Origin of the sequence: Massilia sp. Root418 (assembly GCF_001425265.1) — a bacterium.
Taxonomy (GTDB): domain Bacteria; phylum Pseudomonadota; class Gammaproteobacteria; order Burkholderiales; family Burkholderiaceae_D; genus Rugamonas.
On sequence record NZ_LMEC01000020.1, the window covers coordinates 104239 to 126303 of the forward strand.

Here is a 22065-nt window from a genome sequence, read left to right on the forward strand (position 1 = left end):
CGGTCCCCCTTCCGTTGCCGTTCCTCAACCGGCGTTCACCGGCGCCTCCAAGCCGGCCACGAACCGGGCGGCAATGCGTACACCCGGGACGCGGCTTCCCGCGATCAGCTCCGACTGCACGCCCTCGCCGCTGTCGTCTTGCAACAGCATGCCCGCATCGTCCAGGGAGCGCAACGTCTGGCGCGCATCGACGCCATGTGCGGCGAGCGAGGCCAGCGGAACGAACACCGCGCCGGCGACCACATGGCATTGCGGACGGTCCCCGTGCAATGTGCCCACGATGGCGGACAGCGCGCCCGCCACCGTGGTGTTCAGGCGTAGTGGGGCACGCAAGGCGGGATGCCCAGCGCATGGCGTCGCCTGATCGTTCCCATGCGCCGCGTGCTCACCAGGCCTCGGCCGACCTGCGCGCCGGGAAGGCGTAGCGCGGCGCGTTCTTTGCACCGCCTCGTCGGAAGACGGGAGGTCCTGCAGCGGCAACCGCGCCTGCCCGCTCTCCCCATCCACATGCGGCTTTGGGGACCGCTTGCGCATGGGCGCCGGCATCGAGACCGCTTGGGGTAACGGTGACGTAGACTCTGTCTCGGCAGACTGGCAATCCGTCTGGTCGCCTGCCGGTTGTGTTCGCTGCGTCCGTTCAGCATTCATCGGCACCGCCAATCTCTGTTCCAGGGGCCTTGGTGGGGGCACCACGTCGGCCAGCAACAGGCTGGGCGGCACGATCCGCACCGCCTCCAGTGGCTCTTGCGCGCCCGGCGGGCGAATCAGAACAATGCGCTCGCCCGGACCGACGTCCGCCACGATCCCGCCTGCAACAAGGATTACCAGTGCCGCCGCGGCATTGTCCGGCGCGCCGGGAAGGCGTTCGTCAGCCAGCAGGCGGATGATGTCGGCCGCACCGTTCGGCCATACCAGGTACAGGCCATCCTGGCCGTACCAAAGACGCGAGCGCGGCGCGTTCGGCAGCCAGTTGTGATCCGACTGCACCAGTTCGCGCATCGCCTCGACCAAGTGCCGCGCCAGATGCACCGGCACGTCCTCCTCGGGCACATCGCTTCCGGGCGCGTGGCGCTCGCGCGCAATGACGAGCGCCGCGGCATGGCGCACCAGCCGATCCATCAGGTTGTGTTCATGGTAGGTGGCCATGCCCGACACCGAGGCCAGCAGATTGGGGACGATCACCTCGTTGTCCTGCGCCAGGTCGTCCAGCATGGCGGCGGGCACGATCATCGGCAGTGCAAACAGCCCCAGCGCCCGGCGCTCCGGCCCGGCCGACCATTGCACGGTGAAGGTGGCGCACCGGCGCTGCCGCAGCCAGGCGGTCAACGGCGCCAGGTAGGGCTGCCAGGCGCCGCCTTGCGCATCGCGCACCGTCACCTGGCCGAGGCAGCGGTATAGTTCGCCGCACAGGCCAGCCAGGAAGACGGCGCGCCGCCAGCGCGGCTCGAGCACGCGCCGGCTGGAAATGGTTTGGCGCCCCGCGAAGATCTGCGAATCGGTCGCCTGCAGCGCGTAGAACGCCGTCTCCAGGCCGAGGCGCAGCAGGCCGCCGGAACCGCAGTAGTAGCTCGCCCGCGTGGCCGGCAGCGCGTTGACGTAGGCTGCATAGTTTTGCACTGGCTGGAGCAAGTCGGCGTGGAAGGTGGCGTTGTCGCACCCGTAGCACAGTTTGATGCGGGCGATCACGTCCTTGTGCTCGGCCAGCAAGTCCTCCACGCTGCGGGCGCGTAGGCCCGCGCCAGGTGACGGGGCCTCAATGCCTGCGGGCTTCGGGTCCGCGCCCGCTGCCCCTTCGCGAGCGGCGCTGCGCCACAGCCGTGCACACCAATTCGCGATCGACATGGCAAGGCTCCGTAGTTGGCAGGCTTCCAGTGTCGGCCCGGCCTGGGCGCACGTCCATGCGGAAAAACAGGAGATTACGCCGCTTTTTCCGGGCCGGCGCCGTCCGGCCGGGCCAGGATGGTAGGCAAGTCCGCCCGCCTGGCCACATAGTGCGCCTGCACGCGCGCGTCGAGGGGGTAACGCTGCAGCAGATGGCAGAACACACAGCCTGACTCGCGCGGCGGCGGCGCGCCGATCTCAGCCACGTAGCGCGCTCGGCACTGCGGACAGCGATGCATCGCCAGGCGCGCCTCCTTACGCAGCCAGATGCCGAGCAAGTCGCACACCAGCGCGAATGCTCGGTCGAACGAGACCGTGGGCTTGCGCGGACAGCGCTCGGCGTACATCCGGTAAGCGATGACCAGCGCGTCGGCCGGCAGGCAGCGGTACTGTTCATGCAGGGTCGAGAAGATGCTGGCGAACTCGGACGCCTCCGCGCGCAGGCAGAGATTGCCCCAGTGGACCCACTCGCTCGATTCCGGCCGGCGGCCGTTAATGGAGCCGCCGTGGCGGAAAAAATAGGTGCGCAGCATTGACGAGCGCAGGCCGGTCACCTGGGATGCCGTACCCAGGCGAGCGCCGAGCGCGATGCATTCCCGGGCCAGATGCAGCGCTCGGATGAATTGGTCGGCTTCAGGGGCGGCCATGTTGGCGGCCTCACGCGTTCGCCACGGCAACCACCGCGTTCGGAGCGGAGGAACTTGGACGCCCCGCCCCGACCGTGCACAGCGTCACGGCCAGGCCATGCGGCGCGGCCAGCAGGGAAGTCAGATTGCCGATCGGCTGGAACAGGCTTTCGTGCGGCATGTTCGCCGCCAGCGCGACCAGATCGCTGGCGCTCATGGCGCCCAGGAGCGCCGCGCAATCCGGGTCGAGGTGGAACTTGTAGCTGGCGGCAATTCGGTCATGCTTGAGGCCCGCCTGGATCGTCAACAGGAAGTTCAGGTTCAACTGCTGCACGTCCGTCAGGTGTATGGCGTTATCCATGATGGCTACTCCGTGAAGCCCGCGCGTGCGGGCATGGTCACATCACTGGTTTTTTGAAAAAACAACGGCGTATGCTGGGCGCTCGCCATGCGTTGCAGCATAGGCCGCCACCTGCGAAAGCAGGCTACACCGCACCGTTTTACCGGTCAATAGCAACTGCTCCCGCTGTGCACTGCAAAAACGAAGGCCGCTTGACGACACGGGCCGGATCGGTAGATCCTACGGCCATATAGCAACTTGAAACGCACCGCCTGCGAAAGCTAGCAACTGCTACAAATTGCCCGCGATCCATCCTGCAAATAGGACCAAAGCGCCTCATGGAGCCCGACCAGCGCCGCGCACCGCTCACCCGCGACCAAGCCAGAAACCTTGACCTACGCCTGGTGCCGGGGCTGCGCAACCGGCTTATTGCTGAGTTGGCTGCACGCGACATCCCCGCCCACCAGTACGCTAGTTACCTCAGCATCCTGACCGGCCGCGCCGTGCAGACCGTGGCGCGCTGGATCGACGCCGACCAGCCGGGACTACCGGACCTGGCTTCACTGGCGGTCCTGGCCCTGCAGCTCAATGTGGATACCCAGTGGCTGCTTGGCCTGCTACAGCACCGGCTGGACTGCCCGTACGACCGCATGCCCCAGCCACTCCTGGCCGAGCTGTATCCGGACGGCCCACCATCGGCCGACTGGATCGGCGCGCTGCTGCCGCCGATCGGCGCCAGCACCGCCCGCAAGGCCGGCATCATGCGGGGAGCAGAGATGGCCCCCCTCATCCCCGACGGAACCCCGTTCTTCTACGATGCTACCCAGGCACGCATCTCCTGCAACGGCATTTACCTGCTCGCCTACGACGGCCAGACCCTGGTCCGGCATGTCGAACGGCGCATCGGCGAAGGCCTGCTGCTGCGCTGCGAGAACGCCCGCTACGCCGACAGCTTGCTCAAGGACGCCGACGGCGCCGCCGCCAAGCTGACGGTACTGGGTCGCGTGCTGCTAGTGGTCAGCGTCACCGCACTCTAGGCCTCGCCCAGCAACTCGTTTCGATTGCAGCAGGTCCCGGGCCGTGCCGGGCGCGCCGACAAGCGCGTCCGGCAGCCCGGTCCCTTCCCTACTGCATCACAAGCTATGCCGCTTCGGCGATCGGCCGCCATTCAGCGGCCGACAGCGCCAACAATTTACCGCCCAGCTCCTCGAACTCGGTCGCGCGATCGTAATCGTCGACCTCCTGCGAGTAACCGGTAACCGCGTTGACCAAGCTGTACCCGGTCAACTCGCGCTCGCCGAACAGGTGCCGCAGCACGCCGGCGCACTCGGCCTCGTTCAAGGCATAGCGGTTGGCGAGCAACTCGACCGCCTTGACCGGGTTGCCGACCAGTTTGATGCCCATGGTTTTGCGCATCTTCTCCGAGATCAGCTCGAACGTCACGTCCGACACCGCCGTCTGCACTAGGTCGCGCACCTTGAGGAAAATGGCCTTGTCGTCGGCCTCCAGGGTGTCGTCCTGGTACACCAGCACCTCGTCATCGTCGGATACCAGGTTGCGTCCGGCGTGGTTCTTGCGCATGGCACGGTCGGCCATGATCAGGCCGTTGCTGCACACCAGGCGGAACAGTAGCGGTTCGACCCGCAGCGTGCCGCAACCGATTTCCGAATTGCTGACGATGACCCCGGCCTGCACCACGTCGCCCGGCGCCACCTCGCACTGAATCTTCGAGCTCACCACCTTGATGTACAACTTCCTGGCGGTCAGTTCGACCGATTCGAAGCGCGCCCCGGGCAGCTGCTGCAGAACCGGGACGATACTTTTCGCCAAATCGAAGTTGTCCAGCCGGCGGTAGCGCGTGGACAAAAATGCGCGGGCATAGCCGTCCAGCGTGCGCACCAAATAGCTATCGGGGCTATTGATGCGCAGCCAGCCGTTGACATTCTGGTCCAGCAGCTCCGGATAATATTCCCGCATGCGCTTGAAGTAGGTCAGCGGAATGTCGAGCTTCTTGGCCAGCTGCCCGCAAACAAAGTCGCACAGCGGATAGCGCGCTTCGCCGCCGGCCTCGTCGATCACCAGACGAAACTGCCCGGCAGCGGTGGTTTCACCGCGCATCTTCTTGGCCGGCACGATCAGATCGCGCTTGGCCGCCGCCTGGCGTTCAAGTTCTGCCGCCAGGTCCATCAGGGAACGTCCTGTTTTCATGATATTTCTCCAGTCATCAAAAAAAGCGGACGGACCTCCCCTGCCGGGGACGGTCCCCCGCAGGGTTGCAATACGCGGCATCGCTGCCGCATCGGCGCGGATGCGCCACCTCCTTGGCCTTGCGGCCTGCCTACATCAACCTCCTGGCGCGTGCTACGCCGCCAATCCCTCCTGCGCGGCGCAGCGCTCGAACACGTTGGCCCAGTCGGCGCCGGCGATACGGGGGATGAACACTTCGGCCTGACGGCCCTCCCCGTGGCGGCAGCACTTCATGTAGCGCCGCGCCAGACCATATGCGGCGGCTTGGCCGTCGAACATGGCGTCGGCATCGTTGTCGCCGTAGATGCGCAGCCGGGTCACCTGGTCGGGTACCCAGACGCGTTCTAGGTTGCTGGCGCAAATCCCGGCCCACACCGGTTGGCCGGTACGCTTCAGAATCGCCAAGCCAGTCTCGACGCCCTCGCACACCGCCAGCTCGCCATCAGGCTCGCCCAATCTGATGGCCGCGCCGTTGACGCCGCCGCACAGGAGCTTCCTGGACTGCGTCCCCAGCGCCTTGCGGCCATCCTGCAAATACGTGCGCAGCAGGGACACCACCTGTCCGCCTTGGTCCTGCACCACGGCCACCAGGGCCGGAAAGTGGCGCACGAGACGCGCCTTGCCGGTGCCCTGCTCCAATTCGTAGTAGCCCAGCGCCGGATGGATGCGCAGCGTCTCCGGGTAGCCGTCCATACCCAGGCCACGGAAACGCAGGTAGCGGTCCACCTCGTCGCCCGCGGCGATCGGTCCGGTTTCGGCCAGTATTCGATGCACCAGCCTGCGCGCATCCTTGACCGGTCCCGGCACCTGCGGCGAGGCCGGCAACAACCCGAGGCTGCGCTCGACATGGCGCAACGCGGTGCCCGCGCCCCATCCGAAATAGCCCATCAGCAGCTTGAAGCCGCCGCCGGCGCCGCAGCCGCGGCAAATGTAATTGCCGTCGCCGAACTTGTCGGTGTACTGGAACCGATCCGTGCCACCGCATGCCGCGAGCGGGCATGGCTGGTTGCGCCGGTTCAGTACCTTCTCATCGACGCCCAGCGCAAGCAGCAACGGCGTCCAGCGCCCGTAGGCATTGGCACGCGCCGCCTGAAAGCGCCGCTCGAAATCGTCTTGATGCTTTGTCATAGCGCCTCCTTTGCTTCACGCGGCGTGGTCCTGCGAGAACAGGTCGCCCCGTTCATCGTGGCGGCGCATCTGCTCGTTGATCCACTGCGGATTGGCGGCCAAGCGATCGGCGATCCACTCCGGGTTCGACATCACGGCGTGCCGCACCCAAGCCGGATAGGTTGCCAACGACGCCTCGAACCAGCGCCGCAACTGCGCACCAATCCAGGCACGGACTTCTTCGGCATCGCACGCCCCGACATAGGGCAATTGGGACAACGGGCTGCACGCGACCACGCGCAGGCAGTTCACGAACGAGAACGGCTGGCGGTCACGCGACGGATCGGTGAATACCCAGCGTACGATCTCAAACTTTTCGCTCAAGGGCGTACTGGCTACACCAAGCAGGCGCACCTTGCGCAGCAGCCACCAGTGCAGGCACACGACCTCCTCCTCGGTGAACTCCTCGACAGGCCCTTCGTCGAGCCGCTCGTCGGGCACAACTGGGGCCACGCCGGAATCGGATTGATTGCTCAGGAAGACTTCTTCCATGATTGCCTCCGTAACAAAAATGAATGAACGGGACAATCGCCCGCACGGGAGCTTGTCCCATGGGGGGTGATAGGGGTTGGATACCCATAATTGAGATGCTGGCTATGCTGCCGCGGCGAATGCCGCGTTCGATGGGCTGCCAGCTACCATCGGAAGAATCTGAAGTCGGCGCCCCATCCGCACAATGCAGTTTTTGCAGACTGGAACACAATTGTGCCGCTCAAGGAAATCTAGGCGGCATGGCAACGCGCGTCAAATTTTGTGCACCGGATTTGCACCGATACACCCGATGATCGATGCTGGTTGGAGTAAGGCGAAAACGGTATGGTTTTCGGCGACGTTTCCGCTATGAGTCGTCGCGATACCCATGTACCTTCTGCCAACGTCCCTATTTCGGAAGGTGACCCAATGAACTCGCATGCCGACACCCCAGTCCTCGTCAGCGCGGAGCATAGCGCCACCAATCGCAAGCTACTGGCGCGCCAAGCGGCGGCGAAAACGGACCGCATCGAATCGGCCAGTAGGAAGGTGAGCGTTACCCTCTCGAGCCCCGAAGGAAAGCGCCTGTATCTGCGCTGCTTTGAGATCACCCAGATCAACTTCCACTACATCACCGTGTTTGCCCGCATGAAAGTGGCCGACGCCGAAGTGGGACGCATCGAACAGGAACTACGCACCATGCTAGATAGCCGGCTCGCGCGCTTGAACCAGGCGCTGGTCGATACGGAAGCCAAATGCACGGCGCACGGCATCAGCGCCCTCGCTACCTATGATGTCGAGCCATTACGGTTCGAAGCGAAGGTGTTCTCGATGCTGGATCGCAGACTGCTGGAGCTGATTGAAAAGGTGGACCAGCTCATGCCGATGCTGGAAACATTGTGCATCGACGAGGCCGTCACACCCAGCCAATTGCTTGTCGAGAAATCGAGGATCAAGAAGACGGTGCGCGGAACGACCAAAGTGGCGCGCATGATCCGGGCGTCGCTGGAGCGCCGAGCGAACACCGTACTCACGCCTTCCGCCCAATTACCTGCAGCGGCCGCCGATACCCCGCATGCCTCACGGGCACCACTGGCGGGCACTGGCAATCTGATAGAGTCATAATCCGCACGTCACTCGCCGCTGCAGCGGTAGGCGATGCCGGCGCGTTATTTCGCACATCACACGACGCACTTAACCTTCGCCTCTACGGTCCGCGCAGGGCACACGTCCTCAACAAGGACGCCCACTATCAAAAGGCGCCATCCGCCACTCGTACGATCTGACTCTGTAGATAGTCTGTTGGCGCAGCTCGCACCAGAGCGGCTTGATCCCCTTCAGAGGCGCCAGGTACGCACACTGCGGATTCAGTAGGATTGTATCCAGCGCTTTGTCTTCAGCCGCCAACGCGCAACAGCGGTCGCCATGTGCGGCAACCATCCGGCTAGCCAGGGACGGGACGAATTGCCGAACCAGTGGGACCTGAAATGCCCGCGTCGCACTCGCCCCGTGCCGCCTGGCCAGCGTACCCGGCCATCGGCAACCTTGGCGCGTTGCTGGGCTCCGCCTACGCCGCCGGCGCGCTGTGAGTAACCATCCGGGTGCTGTCATGAACTGGCTCCGCGCCGTCGCCTGCTCGGGATTTCTCGTGCTGGCCTACGCCAACGCTGCGCACAGCGATGAGCGAGTGCGCGAACAGATGCTGGCGACCGGCGAAAGCCCAATCAAGTGTGCCATCGATCTGGCCAAGTCGCTGCCCGCCGGCTCGTCCGCCGGCCAGATGCTACTGGTTAAATGATGGAGCCAAGCGCGTCAGCCAAGGGCAACGAGCCAGTGCGCGAGCAGCGCCCGTTGAATGGCCAAGTCCTGGGCGACGTGCCCGTCGGCGACGGCAGCACCAGCGATCCACTGTGTGCGCAGGCCGTCACGGTGGTGCGCACCAACCAGCGCGTCGATATCGTCGGTGCGGCGCCACCTGCATATCGGCTACAACCGGGCGGCGCGGCTACTGGAGATGATGGGCGGCTAGGTGGTCGGGGCGATGCAGCCGGACGGCAATCGCGACTTGCTGGCTGCGGCCGGGAGCGCGGCATGACCGCCCTGACCTCCCTTCAATCCATGAAGCACTCGCCAGTCGCCAACTGCGGTGGAATTCCGGGCCCGACCAGTTGGCTGGTCGGCGATCAGTCGCCGGCCGGGTCGGTCCGCCTGATGGCGTGCGGCCGCGAGCAACAGGAGCCGATTATCCCGCACTCGCATCGCCTCAATTTCCACAGCCTGGCGCTTGCCAGCGTCGAATTATGCCTAGCAATGCCACGTCGATCACTCCGATCTCCTGCCGATGAGACAGGTGGATTGTGCTTCAAACGTGGGTCAGATTCGTTTGCAAATTACTAGGGGGAAAACGGGTCAGCTTTCAGTAACTCAACACGATTATCAAAGAAAACGTGATGGGGCTTGTTGGCGCCAATCCCCCCACGGCATTTGCCTTAGGCGTGGGAAAGTGAGATACAGCAACCGCCGAGACCGAGTGACCGCCACAAAAGCGCTGCGCTTCTCCTCCTCCATCGTCGGGCCGGGCCGAGCTCGAAAATCAGGGAACGTCCCCTCTGCCATCCCCGCTAAGAACACCACGTCGAACTCCAAGCCCTTCGCCGAATGGACGGTCAAGAGGCCGACCCCCTCACGGGTCGCTTTTTGGGTCGAACCCAACGCCTTGTTACTCATAAAGCTCGCGATGGAGCGACCGGGCCGCCCCGCCCTGAGATACTGATCCCATTCCAAGCTGAACACCGCGGCGTCCTCATAGATCGCCTGGCGCGGGGCTTCCTCCAGCATGTCAGCGTAATTCCTCAACTTCTCAAACGCGGGCATAAGGTCGAATTTTAACGCGTCGCATATCACCGCCCTAATCGCCTCCGTTACGCGCGGAGCCCGCGCCTCAGACGACGAGCTCGCCATCGCTTCGATAGCGGGGATCGCCTCGATCACATCGCGCGGAGCGCTCACGCCCCAGCGCTTAGCCAGCGCGGCAAAGTGCAACCTGTCTCTTGGATTCGCCAGCAACCGTAGCGCCAGTTGAAAATCCTCAACCAAATCCGACTCGTTCTCATGGTTGGCGGTCAGGCGCTTGTAAAACGGAATTGAGCGGGCTTTCAGAGTTTTCTCCACCTCTATCAACGCGAAGCGCGTCCGCCCCAGCACCGCGCAGCTTGACGCCGTGATCTGCCCCTCCACATCGGGATGTCCCAAAGCGAAGAGCTCTTCGATTTTGTCGGCAATGATTCGGGCCTCGTCCTCCGGGGTGGAGCCGACCATGGATTCGCACACGCCAGCTATTGGCACTTGGCCAGCTACTGAATAGTTGGGGTCCAAGGACTTCGCTTTCTCCACAACCGCGCGCGAGGATCGGAAGTTCTCTGTGAGCTCGATTCGCTTCGCCCCAAAGTCCTCTCCGAAACGCTTCATGTATTTCGGGCTTGACGTATTAAACCCATAGATGGATTGCTTGGGGTCTCCGACCAGCATCACATTTTTGAAGGATTCCCCGCATAGAGCGCACACCACCGCGTATTGTGCCTCGTTGAGATCCTGAGCCTCGTCGATGCAGATAAACCGATACAGGCGCCGATAAAAGTCCGCTAGCTTGGGATTGTTGGTGAGAAGCTGATACGTAAGCAACAACAGATCGTCGAAGTCGTATGCGTTGCATGCCCGCATGCCCGCGTCGTAGGCGTCCACAACGCGCTGCTCCATCTCGTCGTCCAGAACCGCGCAGGTGATGGGGTGGGCTTTGATGCGGGAGATCATCTGCAGCCAATCATCAACTCGCTTGCCTCGCTCTTTGGCGTCTTCGACGTTGTTGATCTCTTGGTCCAGCAAAGGATCGTCCGCGATCGCTTTGATCAACACATCCTTGCGGTCCTTAAACTGCTCGAAGATATTGGGCGTTCCCTCGACGCCCACGAACTTGCCTCGCTCCGAGAGCATGACCAGGCAAAAGCTATGAAGGGTTCCAACAAAAGCCCGCTGACGAACCTCGCCAAGATCCGTCAGCCTCTCCCGCATTTCGTCGGCGGCCTTGTTTGTGAACGTCAACGCCAAGACTCGGAAGTGGCCGGGAACCTCGGTCAACAGGGATCTCACGCGTTCCGTCAGCACTCGCGTCTTGCCAGATCCAGGCCCCGCCACGACGAGCAACGGCCCGTCAACATGGCTGACGACCTCCATTTGCTGCGTGGATAGTCTGACCTTGGCTGGCACGCTCATAACTCCTCATCTTCCTTCGTATTATCACTCGCGAGTTGGGGCAACCCTTGATGTTTTGCAATGATATCAAATAACCTTCGAATTCCAGGAGGGAAGCGACGCTTCTCATCCTCAAGCTCGGAAATGATGCGAGCGAGCGGCTTGGCTAATTTGGTCTTGGCCAACCCCATGGCGTCTTTCGCTGCCCGCTTCCTACCATCTTCGCCAGCATAGTCGCGAACGCCCTTGTTGGGGCCATACGATTTTCCATTCTCGCTCTCTATATGCCTATCCAACGCGTTCTCTACGCCGTGAAGCTCGTTGAGCGCGAGCTCGATTTCCGGCAGATAGCCGTGCACGATGAGATGGCTCTCGAAGTTCTGTCCATTGGGAAGAACAACCAAGTTGTCGCACTTCGCGGAGGCATTGCATTTAGCCTTTTTCAGCGCGTCCTCAAGCTTTGCTAACGGCTGAGGCTCGCCATCCGCCGCGATGAACCATGGAATTTGCAGGCTTTTCGCCAGCCATACAAATGGGAAATAGGCCGTCCCGTTCACCCGCACAAACGTGAATCCCAGCTCATGGATGCTCACGCCCCAATACGCTTGCGCCCATATTGGAAACGCCTGCTCCTCGGTCTGACCTTCGAAGAACACCACGGCGCGGGAGAAGAGCAGATCGCCGCGCGACTCGATCACCGTCTCTTGAAGCTTGCGCAGATCGTCCGGATTGCTCAGCTCCGCCAGGTTAAGCCTAGTCGAGGAAGTCTCCCCGCCATTCTTGATGAAGAGCCTAAGATCCGCCAACTGGGCTTGGCCCGCAAAGTAAGGCGAATGCGTGCTGACGACGCGCTGTCCGGCGATGGCTTTGATGTGCGAGAACAACGAGCGCTGGGCCTGCGGATGCAGGTGAGCCTCCGGCTCCTCAAGAGCCAAAACGGAATGAATCTTGTCGCCGCCTTCCTTCGCTTTCAAATTGCGCCATGCGGCGAATGCCCGAAAAACCAACAGGGAAGCCAAGCTCCTCGTCCCCATGCCATGCCGAGCCAATGGGAATGATTGAGCGCCCGATGTGGAGAACGAAACATCCACGCCTTTCGACAAGTCGCGGAGCTTTCGCGCCACCGGAGTGATGTCTATTCCCGCGCTGTCCGCCGACACCACGCCTTGCAGATCAGACAGGTTGTCTTTTAAATGCTTGAGGATTTCGCTCTTATCGACAATCTGCTGATTGATAGACGAGAGCGCGGCTTCGAGCTCCTCAATGTCCTCGGCGGGTAGCCCCAGATCGTCCGTCATCCGGCGCCAGAAGGAACCTTGCCGGCGCAGATCGTCATCCAAATCCCGCTTGGCATCGATGTAGTGCAACGCGATGGGTTCGAGCTGCGCGACGGTTATGGATTTCTCGCTTACAGGCGTCGCCAGCCAGTCGGCAAAATCGCGCCACTCCGACAACGGTTTGCGGTCAACCACATAGTCCGCCTTTGCCACGCTCCACGTCAGCGTAGTGCGAAACGCTATGAACTCATCCAGATTGGCATCCAAAACGATCGCGCCGCCCCACAGCGCAGTCCAGAAGCTGCCCTCCGGTAGGGAGCCGGATTTCCGGCCATCGGCGCCGATGGGATAAATCCGAACGTCCACAGTCACCACACGATCCTTGGGCGCCATCGCCTCGCCTTTGGCAAGCCGGATATCATCCGACGTCAAGGTCTTGCGCCCCACGACGATCGCGGCGAACAGCGCGTCCAAAAAACTTGTCTTCCCGGCGTTGTTCGCGCCGATCAATACCGTGAGGTCTCCCAGCTCCACCTCGATGTTGCCCAACGAACGAAAATTGCTCACACGAACGTCCGTAACGGCGATGCCGCTGTCGGCAGCGTAAATCGACATGCCTGCTCCCTTAATGAATCCCGCGCTTCCCGAATCGGAGCAAGCGGCAAACGACAATTCCGCGCCTTGGCCAAGGCGCCCTCAACCGCTATCAGTCGCTACGCGTCAAAAGCTTTCAATACGAAAGTGTCAGCGCCGAATAGCAAAGCGTGATCCACGACTATAAATTACTATTGGGAAAATTAACAGCCAATGAGAAATGATGATCGTCTCGCTTCCTCAACACCCTAAAAAAGTCCAAGCCTTGCTCTCCAAACTGGATGACGACCGGGCCGCCTTGTTCCAGCTCCATCGCGAAGGTTACGCAAAACCCGGTGCTCCGATTTTCCCATTGGATCTCCTGGCGATGGGCGCCGCCAAGCGGGCCGTCAGCGCCAACAGCGCTTTTAAACAAATGATAGAGGCATGGAATCTAACCAGCGCGAGAACCATGCTTCGAACCCATATAGACACCGGCCTGCGCTTCTCCGCCGCGTGGCTGGTCGATAAGCCCCACGACTTCGCCACCGCCGTGATCGCGGGCGAGCGGATCGACAAGATGAAGGATCGCGATGGCAAGCGGCTAACCGACGCTCATTTGGTCGAAACCCGCACGGAAGAATATCCTTGGCTACCCGCCGTATACAAAGAGCTGTCAGGATATGTCCATTTTTCCGGATCTCACGTTGGCGCGTCGGTGGACGGGCTTGAGAAGGACGACAACCTGGTGTCCTTCCTCCTTTCAGAAACGGACATGAAATTCCCCGAGTTCAGTTGGATCGAAGCCATTGAATGCTTCCGAGAGGCGACCGGGATGCTGGCCCATTTCCTGGAGGGCTACGCGCTGACCAAGCAACTCACGCCCGCTGAATTGGAGGAAGGCCGCCAGCGCTTTATGAGCGCCCGGGCAAAATAGCGTCGGGCTGGCGGTGGCGCAAACCAACTGGCGGTGGTTATCCCGCTTGAGATCGCAAGAACGCCTGGCGATACACCTCCGCACCGCTGGCGAGGCCAAGCTTCTTCTTGATGTTTGACCTGTAGGTTTCAACGGTGTGTGGAGAGAGATTCAATTCTCGAGCAATGTCGCCTTTTCTCAAGCCCCGCCCAATGAGCCGGAGAACGATGATCTCGCGATCCGAGAGGGAGCTCAGCTTTGTAGAATCGTCCGACAGCCCGACGCTTGCCAGCCTATTCAAAAGGTCGTCGCGCAACGCCTCGGACAACCATACCTTGCCGCGCAGGACCGTCTGAACCGCCTGTCTCATCGCCTTGGCCGCGCTTTGCTTCATCACATAGCCGCGAGCTCCCGCCTTGATCGCGCGCTCAGCATACAGTCGCCCATCGTACGCCGACACCACTAGAATCGCCATGTCTGGCGCCGTCAGCCGCAACCGTTTTATCAGATCGAAGCCGAGCTAGCCCGCGAAGAATAGGTCCATCAACGCGATGCGCGGGCCGACGCTGCGCGCTATGTCGAGAGCCGCTCCTGGGTTGTCGGCTTCGTGAACCTCAAACCGCTCGTCCACTTGCCTAAGCAAGGTGGCGAATCCCAGAGCTTCGCCGCGATGTCGCCGCCCTGTAGCGCGAAGGCCAAGCGCGTGATGTTGAGCAAGGCCGACAACTTGCCAGCGTTGCCGCCGATGTGGCTCGCCTCACCGCGCTGATCGCGGCCGCCAGCGATAACGACGAAATGGGCGAGGACCGCATGAGCGAAAGATTTGGCGGCCTGGGCTTCACTCCTGCAAGCGCTCTGCGCGAGTGGCTCAACGCCCAATCCCCCCTCACTCCTGGCGGTCAGATTGCTGCACTGGCGACCTGCCGGTCTGCCGTCGTGACAAGTCGGGGCGAAACATTGTGGGGTTTCGGGTCCAGCGCTGCGGGCGCCGGGCGCCACGATACGGTCCTACTCGGCCCGTCAATGACGATCCCCCACTAGCGCGGCCCTACACCCAACCACTTGCCCTGATCCCTCAACGCCGGGAGAGCGATTGGGGCGTCGGCTTCCGAGCGATCAGCTCCGACGGGAAGGTCGGCGCCGCGATCGCAACCGTCACCGCATAGGCGGCCAAGGCCCTGTCAAGGAGACAAGGCTGAATTGCCTGGGAGTATAATTTTGACTCAGGCAATTGAAAGGCTTCAAGGATGACTATCATTCCGCTTAACCGTCGTTTCCACCGCTGGACCGAAGACAATAGCTTTGATGCGGAAGCGATACGCATGCTTCGCAATGGTGGCTTCAGTTTGGACTGGGCTACGCTTTTGAAAGCGAAGCGGGTCGTGATTCTCGCCGAGGGCGGTAGCGGAAAATCCACAGAATTCACAGCGCAACACGATCAGCTTATTAAGCAAGGAGCCTTTAGCTTTCTAGCGACCGTCACCCGCGTGGGAGACCGAGGTGTCGAGAGCGCGTTATCCTATCAAGATCGCCAACGCCTTGTTGAATGGCGGAAGTCTGGAAAGCCCGCGTGGTTCTTCGTAGACTCCGTTGATGAGGCAAAGCGAGCTTCCGTTCGCTTTGAGGATGCTCTCCGCCACATCGCGGACAGCATCCTCGGCGCGGAGGGCCGAGCCCATGTGGTCGTGTCAGGCAGGCACTCCGATTGGGAATTTAACCGCGACTTAGCAGCGCTGGCCGACATCCTTCCCATCCATGATTTGACAGCGCTGCCCGCCGCCGCCCCCAATGAACTGGTGATCCAGGCTCTGCATAGAAAGAAATCCGATAAGGCGCCGATCGAAATGCCCCTGGTCATGTTGATGGACCCGCTGGACGCCGCCCAGGTGGAGCGCTTTGCTGTCGGAAAAGGAATTTCCAACGCACAAGATTTTCTCTCTGAGATAGATTATTCCAGGCTGTGGACTTTCGCATCGCGTCCGGTGGACTTGGATTGGCTGGTGCGGTTCTGGCTCAATAAATGCTCATTTGACAACCTGGAGCGGATGCTCGATCTAAGCCTATCTGCGCGACTCAAGGAAACGGATCGCATCCGGGCTGGGCAAATTGCGCTCGACGCGAACTTGGCCATGTCGTCCTTGGAAAGAGTCGGAGCCGCCTTGATTTTTGGACGGAGGGAGTCCATCCTTATTCCCGATTCGGAACGGTCGCTGGCAGACGACATCAACGCGATTTCTCTTGGCGACGTTTTACCGGATCTCACGTCGCAACAACATCTGGAGCTCCTGAACAGTGCCGTGTTCGTTCCCTCCGACTCGGGCTTGGCTCGCATTCATAATGACAATGAAGGCGTGGTTCGTTCATATTTGACCGCGCGATGGCTTCAGAAGCTTAGCGACAAGAATTGCCCATGGAGTCGACTTTCCGAACTGTTGTTCGCCACCACTTACGGCGTCAAGGTCGTCAAGCCGTCAATGCGGCAAACCGCCGCGTGGCTCTCCATTTGGAATCCCGCAGTCGCTCAACAGGTTTTGGAGCGCGACCCAATGCTGCTGGCGCAGGCTGGCGATCCCGCAAGTCTGCCCGCGCATGTTCGCGCCCAAGCCTTAAGCGCGGCCATTCAAACGTCGGCCGCTCGTCCGCACGTTGGCTTTCTGGATCACGAGGCCCTTCGTCGCTTCGCGCGCCCAGACATTGAAGACACCGTTAAAGCCTTGTGGGCGCAATGGAAAGACAACGAAGCCATTCGGCAATTGCTACTCATGATGATCGAAGCTGGCGAACTGACAGGGTGCGCCGACATCGCCTTTGACACCGCGACCAATCTTGCGATCGACTCGTTGTCCCAGTCGCTTGCAGCTCGCGCCTTGGCCACGTCCGGCTCTCCCGCGCAACTCGCGGTCTATCGAAGCTTCTTGCTCTCAAATCGATCTCGTATCGAACGCGACACGTTATGGGTGGCGGTGGACGAATTGTTTCCAACATCGCTTTCGGTCGAGGACATCATTCTCTTAATGGACGATCTAACGCGCGACGGAGACAACCACGCTAGCGGGCTCGATTTCTATGGACCGAAGCTTGCCGAACGCTTGGATAAAGCTAGTCAGGCCTTGGAGCTGCTTCGTCACTTGATGGACAAGTGGCTTGTCGATCCTGAAGACGCTTCGCCTGCTGATTTCGAGCGTTTTGACGCCAGGGTTAACACCATGAGGGCGTTGGCCGTCCGTATTTTAGACTTGACCGAAGCGGTTCCTCCACTGGAAATTTTCGATCTCCAATTGGGACTCGATCATCTCGAACGTTACCACCCTTTCACCAACTTTTCCAAAGTTGACTTAGGAGCTCGCCTTGCTGCGACACCATTGTTACGAAGAGAATGGCTCTGGCGCGCCGTCGCAAAGTACGCGGCCTGGCCGAAAGCTGTAGTCCAGCCGCTGCCTAGCATTTGGCCTCTCAGTCATCTGGCTTACCGTCCTAATTTTGATGAAACCGATACGCCATGGCTCCTTGCCGATATAGCTGATCGTCCACCTACCGGTAGCTCGGTGGCGCTCAGCGCGCTGTTATGGGTTTGGAATTCGACCGGCCAGCGCGAAGAGCTGTTCCATGAGATTGGCAAGGTTGCGCAAGCAACGCCCGAGCTGGCAGAAATTTTTGACCAGTGGACGCGTCCTAGGGAACAATCACAAGCGGAAAAAGGATTTGAGCAAGAAAATCGAGTTCGTGGTGTTGAAATGCAGCGGCAAAGAGAGGCGACGGAGCGCTCTTGGACTGATTACGCCGATGGAATTCGACGAGACCCGCAGCAGCTTGCGGCCCTTATTGTGCCAAGCGAAGAAGGTGTTGATCAACGCATGCTCTTCTTGTGGACTATTTTACGCGGCAGAAGCGAAGACGTATCGCACGGCACGGCGCCTGACTTGGGCGCCATGAAGGGAATGTTTCACGATGACGTAATTGGCCTGTTCCAAAAAGCGCTTGTCAGCCATTGGAAATTGGCTCCCATGCCCCGCCTGAAAAGCGAACTGCCCGTGGCAGATCGCGACACGTTTAACACCACCGAATTCATGGGACTTGATGGTGTCTCGCTTGAAGCGCTCTCCACTCCTCGCTGGGCTGAACGGCTTATTGGCGACGAAGCTATTAAGGCTGCTATCTATGCAACGTTCGCGTTGAACAAGTTGCCTCATTGGCTGCCTGATTTGTGCAAGGCTCATCCCTCAACTTGCGCCGACATTCTTTGGCGACATCTGGCTCCAGATCTTCATGACAAGGCCGCTATCGGACGGCGGAATACCTTGGAGCGCTTGGCCGATTCGGACAACAGTGTCGTTAGCCTTCTTGAAGCAGGCGTCTGGAATCTGGTCGAGAAAAATCCGACGCTGACGCTCGATGTCCTTTCGCCGGCGCTAAAAATTCTTCAGCGCGCGGCGACGGACCGATCGCGTTTATTTGACTTGGCGGTGGCCCGCGCGGACGCCTCCGCCGAACCGAGGTTGATCGCGACGTATCTCGCCGTCGCGTTCTCCATCGATAGCCAAGCGGCCGCCGCTCGAATGGCTCAACGGACTCGGAGCATGGAGGATGACAATTCCCGAGCTTTTGCGCGCGTGCTCATCCCCAAGATATTTGGAAACTCGTGGTCTCCTGGGCCAACGCCTGCGTTGGCGCTGTCCACGCAGGTTATGGAGAGTCTGATTCTGTTCGCGTTCGACCGCATTCCTCCTTCAGACGATCCGAACCGCGCGAACGGCAAGGTCTACTCTCCTGGTGAGATGGATTTTGCCAGTCGTGCCCGAGAGCTGGCCTTCAATCGTCTCGCCGACACACCGGGAGGCGCGACCTTTGCCGCGTTGAACCGTCTTATCGCGCAGCCGGAATTTTCGCCCTCCAAATGGCATTTGGCCGAACTCGCACATAAGCGCGCCGCGACAGATTCCGAATCCGCTCCATGGCGACCGTCGCATCTGTTGGAATTTGAGCTCCATTTTAAAGCGGTCCCTCGCACGCCTCAGGACTTGCAACGTTTGGCCGCTAACCGCTTAGCGGACCTTCAGCATGACCTAATAAACGCCGACTTCCAGCAGGCTCGAACCGTCGCCATATTGGAAAACGAGCGGCAGGTCCAACTCTGGTTTGCCGACAGATTTAAGCTTGACCAAAGCAGCAGCTTCGCGATTGATCGGGAATCGATGGTCGCTGACGAAAAGGCGCCAGACCTTCGGCTTCGTGCAAAGGCCAGCCAGGCCAGCTTGCCGATCGAGATCAAGGTCGCTGAAAGCTGGTCGCTTCATCAACTTGAGGAGGCACTGACTGTTCAGCTTCAGGGTCGCTACCTTAGAGATCGGAATGATCGCTGGGGCATCTTGCTTTTGGTTTATCAAAAGCAGCGCCCGCAGGGATGGGATGGGCCAAACGGAGAGATCTGGGCCTTCTCGGATGTGGTGAGGCATCTGATGAAACTCGCTAACGACATTGCGGACAGTGACAGCTTGACGCCGCAGATGCTGGTTTGCGTAATCGACGTTTCCTCGGCAACGCCTCCCAAACCAGCGAAAACAAAGAAACCCCGTAAAAAAAGGCACTGCCAAAGGCAAAATAAGCCATGTGCTTAAGCGCGCCGCGTTTGTGGCGCGCTGCCAGTGCGTTACGTGTATAAGAAACTTGACTACGAAAGCGGATGCGTTGCAACGTTTGCTATGGCACATAGCCGCATGACCCGTTGTGATCGCCCTCGGAACACTCGATAATGAGCAAAGACAAAACCTCCTCCTGCAGCGCTACTCTTGATCTTGTTTGCCCGCCGATTTCAAATAGCCTTGCCGCGCAATTGAATGACAACGCGCAATTCGAGAGACGCATGCGTCAAAGCGATTTTTATATGATCGTCGGACGCGCTCAAGCGTCCTTCAAAAATCTTTCCACTGACTTTGACTTGGGACGATTCAATTTTTCCATTGCCATAGCTGGCGGAAAGGAAGACTCCGGGTGGATCGAAATGCTTCACTTGCCTCGGATTAAAGGATGCAAAACTAATTTAGTCATGGGTATCCGTCATGGCGAGTCGCAAATCCGTTTTTTCATTAAACATGAAGATGGGAGCGAAGAGGTCATTGCGGCGTTTATTCCTGACGATATCTTGATGCGACGAGGCCGAAAGGAGCTCGTTATTGGCGGTTTTGACTCTTACGTTGACCTTGCCACCTATGATCTTCTGTATGTTGGAATTGCCAAAAAGGGCGACACCTATGATCGTCTTTTCGATAACGGACATAAGGCGAGAATGCAGATTCTCGCTAGTGAGCCGCAACGCTTTCCTGGAGCAAGGGTCAGCGATGAAACTTATCTGCTCGCATTTAAGGTTGAACCATTGCTTATCAAGGTATTTGGGCCGGGCTCCGAAATAGAGGATGGCGACGTCGATTTCACTTATGACAACAAACGATTGGTCGCCGACGCAGAGAAAGCAGTGGTCAGTCTGCTTAAACCGCAGTATAACAATGCACTTTACCCTAACTATCCAAAGGGCAAGGACGGGCTGTATGACACAGGGCTGACTTCATACACTTATGCGATATCAGAGGGCATGGCGTTTCGAACTGCCTACGGCACTATCAAGGGCGGCAGGCAGCGTGAATTGACTATTTCCAATGAGGCCGATTACATCATGGTTGAGGGCGACAAAGTGACTTTCCATATCTCAGGCGTTGACTTCTCTGCCTAATAGTCCGTCGGAGCGCAATTCCGGTGCACGATGTTTGACACGCACAACGGATCGAACTAGATTGCAACTGCAGTAGCTGGCCCTGCAGAAGTAGGCGAGCTTTTCAAAGAAGCGATACATCTGGTTCCGGAACTAGCTTCCCTGAGCATGCCTACAAGCCAGGGCGCCGCATACCCATCCTTAATACGATCGTCCCTGATTGCTCCGTTGCCTTCGGCGATTTGTGAGCGAACATTTCTCATACATCGAACCGCCAAGGACTGAAGACTCAGTCGGCGCAACCTTTCCCATTCAACGATCGAAGGAGAGAAGTATGAATGCCCGCATGCTCACCACCACGGAGATGATGGCACCTGGCCGCGTCCTCATCAAACGCAAACAACTGCTGCAGAAGGTGCCCCTTGGCGAACGCACGATCCTGGAGCTGGAGCGCTGCGGCAAATTCCCCAAGCGATTCTCTATCACGGCCCGCTCCGTCGCATGGGACCTTGGCGAAGTGGACGCCTGGATCGCGCAGCAGCAGGTTGCCGCCGTCGCGCAGCCCGCGCCCGGGCTCAAACGGCCCTGACCCAATCATCGATCATGTCGGCCCAGTCCTGCAGCATCGCGCGCCGCTGTTCCGCATACTCGGCCTTGTTGTACACCGCCCGAACGCCCCGCTGCTCGTGGGCCAGGCACTTCTCGATCCAGTCGGTGTTGTAGCCCGCCTCGTGCAGCTGGGTCGGCCAGCGGCCGGCCGGCGGCGCGCGCGACACGCGCCACCGACGTCGTCACCTCGTTCAGCGTCGCCTTCGAGATGGCAAATCGGCGTCATAGCGCAATGGCAGGACATCGCGGGAAGTGCCGGCGCAGGTGCGCAGCGCGATAAAGATGTCGACAGCCTCAACTGTTTCCGTCGGAGCAGAGTGCGAGTGCGATTCCGGTGCACGCAGTTTGACACGCGCGGCGGCGCCGATTAGATTGCAATTGCAGTAGCTGGCCCTGCTGAACTAGGCAAGCCTTCAGCCCGAACAAGAATATGCGAGGCGGCGACAACGCTTTCGGCATCAAACATCGCAACGCGTGTAGGCCGTGCGTGGTTGCTGGCCACCTATTCACCTTTTCCCATACTCGGTTGACCGATCAACGCCCCGGGGCCCCAGCCTCCGGCGCGAGCACGACCGCCGAACCGCCAGGGACTGAAAAACTTCAGTCGGCCCATTCCCCAAGACACCCAATGCTAAGGAGCTAGCAATGTCTGACAACGTACTACGCACTCGCACCACAGGGTCCTCCGCCTTGATCACAACTGGCCAAGGAAGCGAAAAAGAAATCACGCCAGCGCCGAGAAAATTCTTACGGCTACGACAAGTCATCGAGGCGACCGGGCGTTCCCGCTCATCAATCTACGAGGCCATCAAGGAAGGCACTTTCCCGCCACCCATCCCCATCGGTGCGCGCGCGGTAGCTTGGGATGCGGAGGAGATCGCAACATGGCAGCTTGGCTGCATAGGCAGGCAAAAAGCGGCAAACCAGCAATACCTCCGCCCTAAATAGTACTTTCGGGCAGGCCACCGCAGCCCACTCCGACAGGCTACGGTGGCGCGCAAACGGAT

17 protein-coding genes and 2 pseudogenes are annotated in these 22065 nt (G+C 60.2%); 9 read left to right on the top strand and 10 right to left on the bottom strand.

Going from position 1 to position 22065, the window contains the following annotated elements:
- Positions 1–24 precede the first annotated feature (24 nt).
- From mobH to ASC94_RS13030, 3 genes are all read right to left on the bottom strand, one after another.
- The gene (gene mobH / locus ASC94_RS13020; protein ID WP_056395226.1) at positions 25–1842 is read right to left on the bottom strand and encodes a MobH family relaxase; all 1818 of its coding nucleotides are present in this window, start codon (positions 1840–1842) and stop codon (positions 25–27) included.
- 74 nt (positions 1843–1916) lie between these two features.
- Positions 1917–2528, bottom strand: coding sequence for a FlhC family transcriptional regulator (locus tag ASC94_RS13025; RefSeq protein ID WP_056395228.1), 612 nt, complete (start codon positions 2526–2528; stop codon positions 1917–1919).
- 10 nt (positions 2529–2538) lie between these two features.
- Entirely contained in the window at positions 2539–2868 is a 330-nt protein-coding gene (locus ASC94_RS13030) for a flagellar transcriptional regulator FlhD (RefSeq protein WP_056395229.1), read from the bottom strand.
- 317 nt (positions 2869–3185) lie between these two features.
- Between ASC94_RS13030 and ASC94_RS13035 the strand changes: the two genes are divergently transcribed.
- Positions 3186–3884 (top strand): S24 family peptidase, encoded by a 699-nt coding sequence (locus tag ASC94_RS13035; protein WP_056395230.1) that lies wholly within the window; start codon positions 3186–3188, stop codon positions 3882–3884.
- 103 nt (positions 3885–3987) lie between these two features.
- On the opposite strand, the gene ASC94_RS13040 is transcribed toward ASC94_RS13035, so the two are convergent.
- The 3 genes from ASC94_RS13040 to ASC94_RS13050 form a co-directional block, all read right to left on the bottom strand.
- A complete protein-coding gene (locus tag ASC94_RS13040) occupies positions 3988–5055 on the bottom strand; it encodes a DUF932 domain-containing protein (protein ID WP_056395231.1) in 1068 nt (355 codons plus the stop codon).
- Between the two features lie 153 nt (positions 5056–5208).
- Positions 5209–6222, bottom strand: a complete 1014-nt coding sequence (locus ASC94_RS13045) for a toprim domain-containing protein (protein ID WP_056395232.1) — start codon at positions 6220–6222, stop codon at positions 5209–5211.
- A gap of 15 nt (positions 6223–6237) precedes the next feature.
- The gene (locus ASC94_RS13050; RefSeq protein WP_056395234.1) at positions 6238–6753 is read right to left on the bottom strand and encodes a hypothetical protein; all 516 of its coding nucleotides are present in this window, start codon (positions 6751–6753) and stop codon (positions 6238–6240) included.
- Between the two features lie 408 nt (positions 6754–7161).
- Here ASC94_RS13050 and ASC94_RS13055 point away from each other — a divergent pair, with 408 nt between their 5' ends.
- The 3 genes and pseudogenes from ASC94_RS13055 to ASC94_RS34290 all read left to right on the top strand — a co-directional run.
- The gene (locus tag ASC94_RS13055; protein WP_056395237.1) at positions 7162–7857 is read left to right on the top strand and encodes a hypothetical protein; all 696 of its coding nucleotides are present in this window, start codon (positions 7162–7164) and stop codon (positions 7855–7857) included.
- A gap of 484 nt (positions 7858–8341) precedes the next feature.
- Positions 8342–8530: a hypothetical protein gene (locus tag ASC94_RS32605; protein WP_157201437.1), complete on the top strand. Its 189-nt coding sequence runs from the start codon at positions 8342–8344 to the stop codon at positions 8528–8530.
- A gap of 71 nt (positions 8531–8601) precedes the next feature.
- Positions 8602–8827: pseudogene (locus ASC94_RS34290) on the top strand (DNA translocase FtsK); the annotation flags it as partial.
- Between the two features lie 341 nt (positions 8828–9168).
- Here the strand turns inward: ASC94_RS34290 and ASC94_RS13060 are convergent.
- Entirely contained in the window at positions 9169–11001 is a 1833-nt protein-coding gene (locus ASC94_RS13060) for an ATP-dependent helicase (RefSeq protein WP_056395239.1), read from the bottom strand.
- Complete coding sequence (locus ASC94_RS13065; protein WP_056395241.1) at positions 10998–12872, bottom strand: AAA family ATPase; 1875 nt, start codon at positions 12870–12872, stop codon at positions 10998–11000. Before ASC94_RS13065 ends, ASC94_RS13060 begins: the two co-directional genes overlap by 4 nt.
- 199 nt (positions 12873–13071) lie before the next feature.
- On the opposite strand from ASC94_RS13065, the gene ASC94_RS13070 reads away from it, so the two are divergent.
- Positions 13072–13767 carry a hypothetical protein gene (locus tag ASC94_RS13070; RefSeq protein WP_056395243.1) on the top strand — a complete coding sequence of 232 codons (696 nt, stop codon included), beginning with the start codon at positions 13072–13074 and terminating at the stop codon, positions 13765–13767.
- Between the two features lie 37 nt (positions 13768–13804).
- On the opposite strand, the gene ASC94_RS13075 is transcribed toward ASC94_RS13070, so the two are convergent.
- Entirely contained in the window at positions 13805–14254 is a 450-nt protein-coding gene (locus ASC94_RS13075; RefSeq protein ID WP_307718844.1) for a response regulator transcription factor, read from the bottom strand.
- 739 nt (positions 14255–14993) lie between these two features.
- Between ASC94_RS13075 and ASC94_RS13090 the strand changes: the two genes are divergently transcribed.
- From ASC94_RS13090 to ASC94_RS13100, 3 genes are all read left to right on the top strand, one after another.
- Positions 14994–19361, top strand: a complete 4368-nt coding sequence (locus ASC94_RS13090; RefSeq protein ID WP_056395250.1) for a hypothetical protein — start codon at positions 14994–14996, stop codon at positions 19359–19361.
- Between the two features lie 134 nt (positions 19362–19495).
- Positions 19496–20470 carry a hypothetical protein gene (locus tag ASC94_RS13095; RefSeq protein WP_157201440.1) on the top strand — a complete coding sequence of 325 codons (975 nt, stop codon included), beginning with the start codon at positions 19496–19498 and terminating at the stop codon, positions 20468–20470.
- A 313-nt stretch (positions 20471–20783) separates the two neighbouring features.
- Positions 20784–21038 (top strand): AlpA family phage regulatory protein, encoded by a 255-nt coding sequence (locus ASC94_RS13100; RefSeq protein ID WP_229417259.1) that lies wholly within the window; start codon positions 20784–20786, stop codon positions 21036–21038.
- Here ASC94_RS13100 and ASC94_RS32615 read toward each other — a convergent pair.
- A pseudogene (locus ASC94_RS32615) lies at positions 21025–21354 on the bottom strand (integrase); the annotation flags it as partial. The gene ASC94_RS13100 and the pseudogene ASC94_RS32615 overlap by 14 nt on opposite strands.
- Positions 21355–21703: 349 nt before the next feature.
- Here ASC94_RS32615 and ASC94_RS31885 point away from each other — a divergent pair.
- The gene (locus tag ASC94_RS31885; protein ID WP_082616493.1) at positions 21704–22006 is read left to right on the top strand and encodes an AlpA family transcriptional regulator; all 303 of its coding nucleotides are present in this window, start codon (positions 21704–21706) and stop codon (positions 22004–22006) included.
- The last annotated feature ends 59 nt before the right edge of the window (positions 22007–22065 follow it).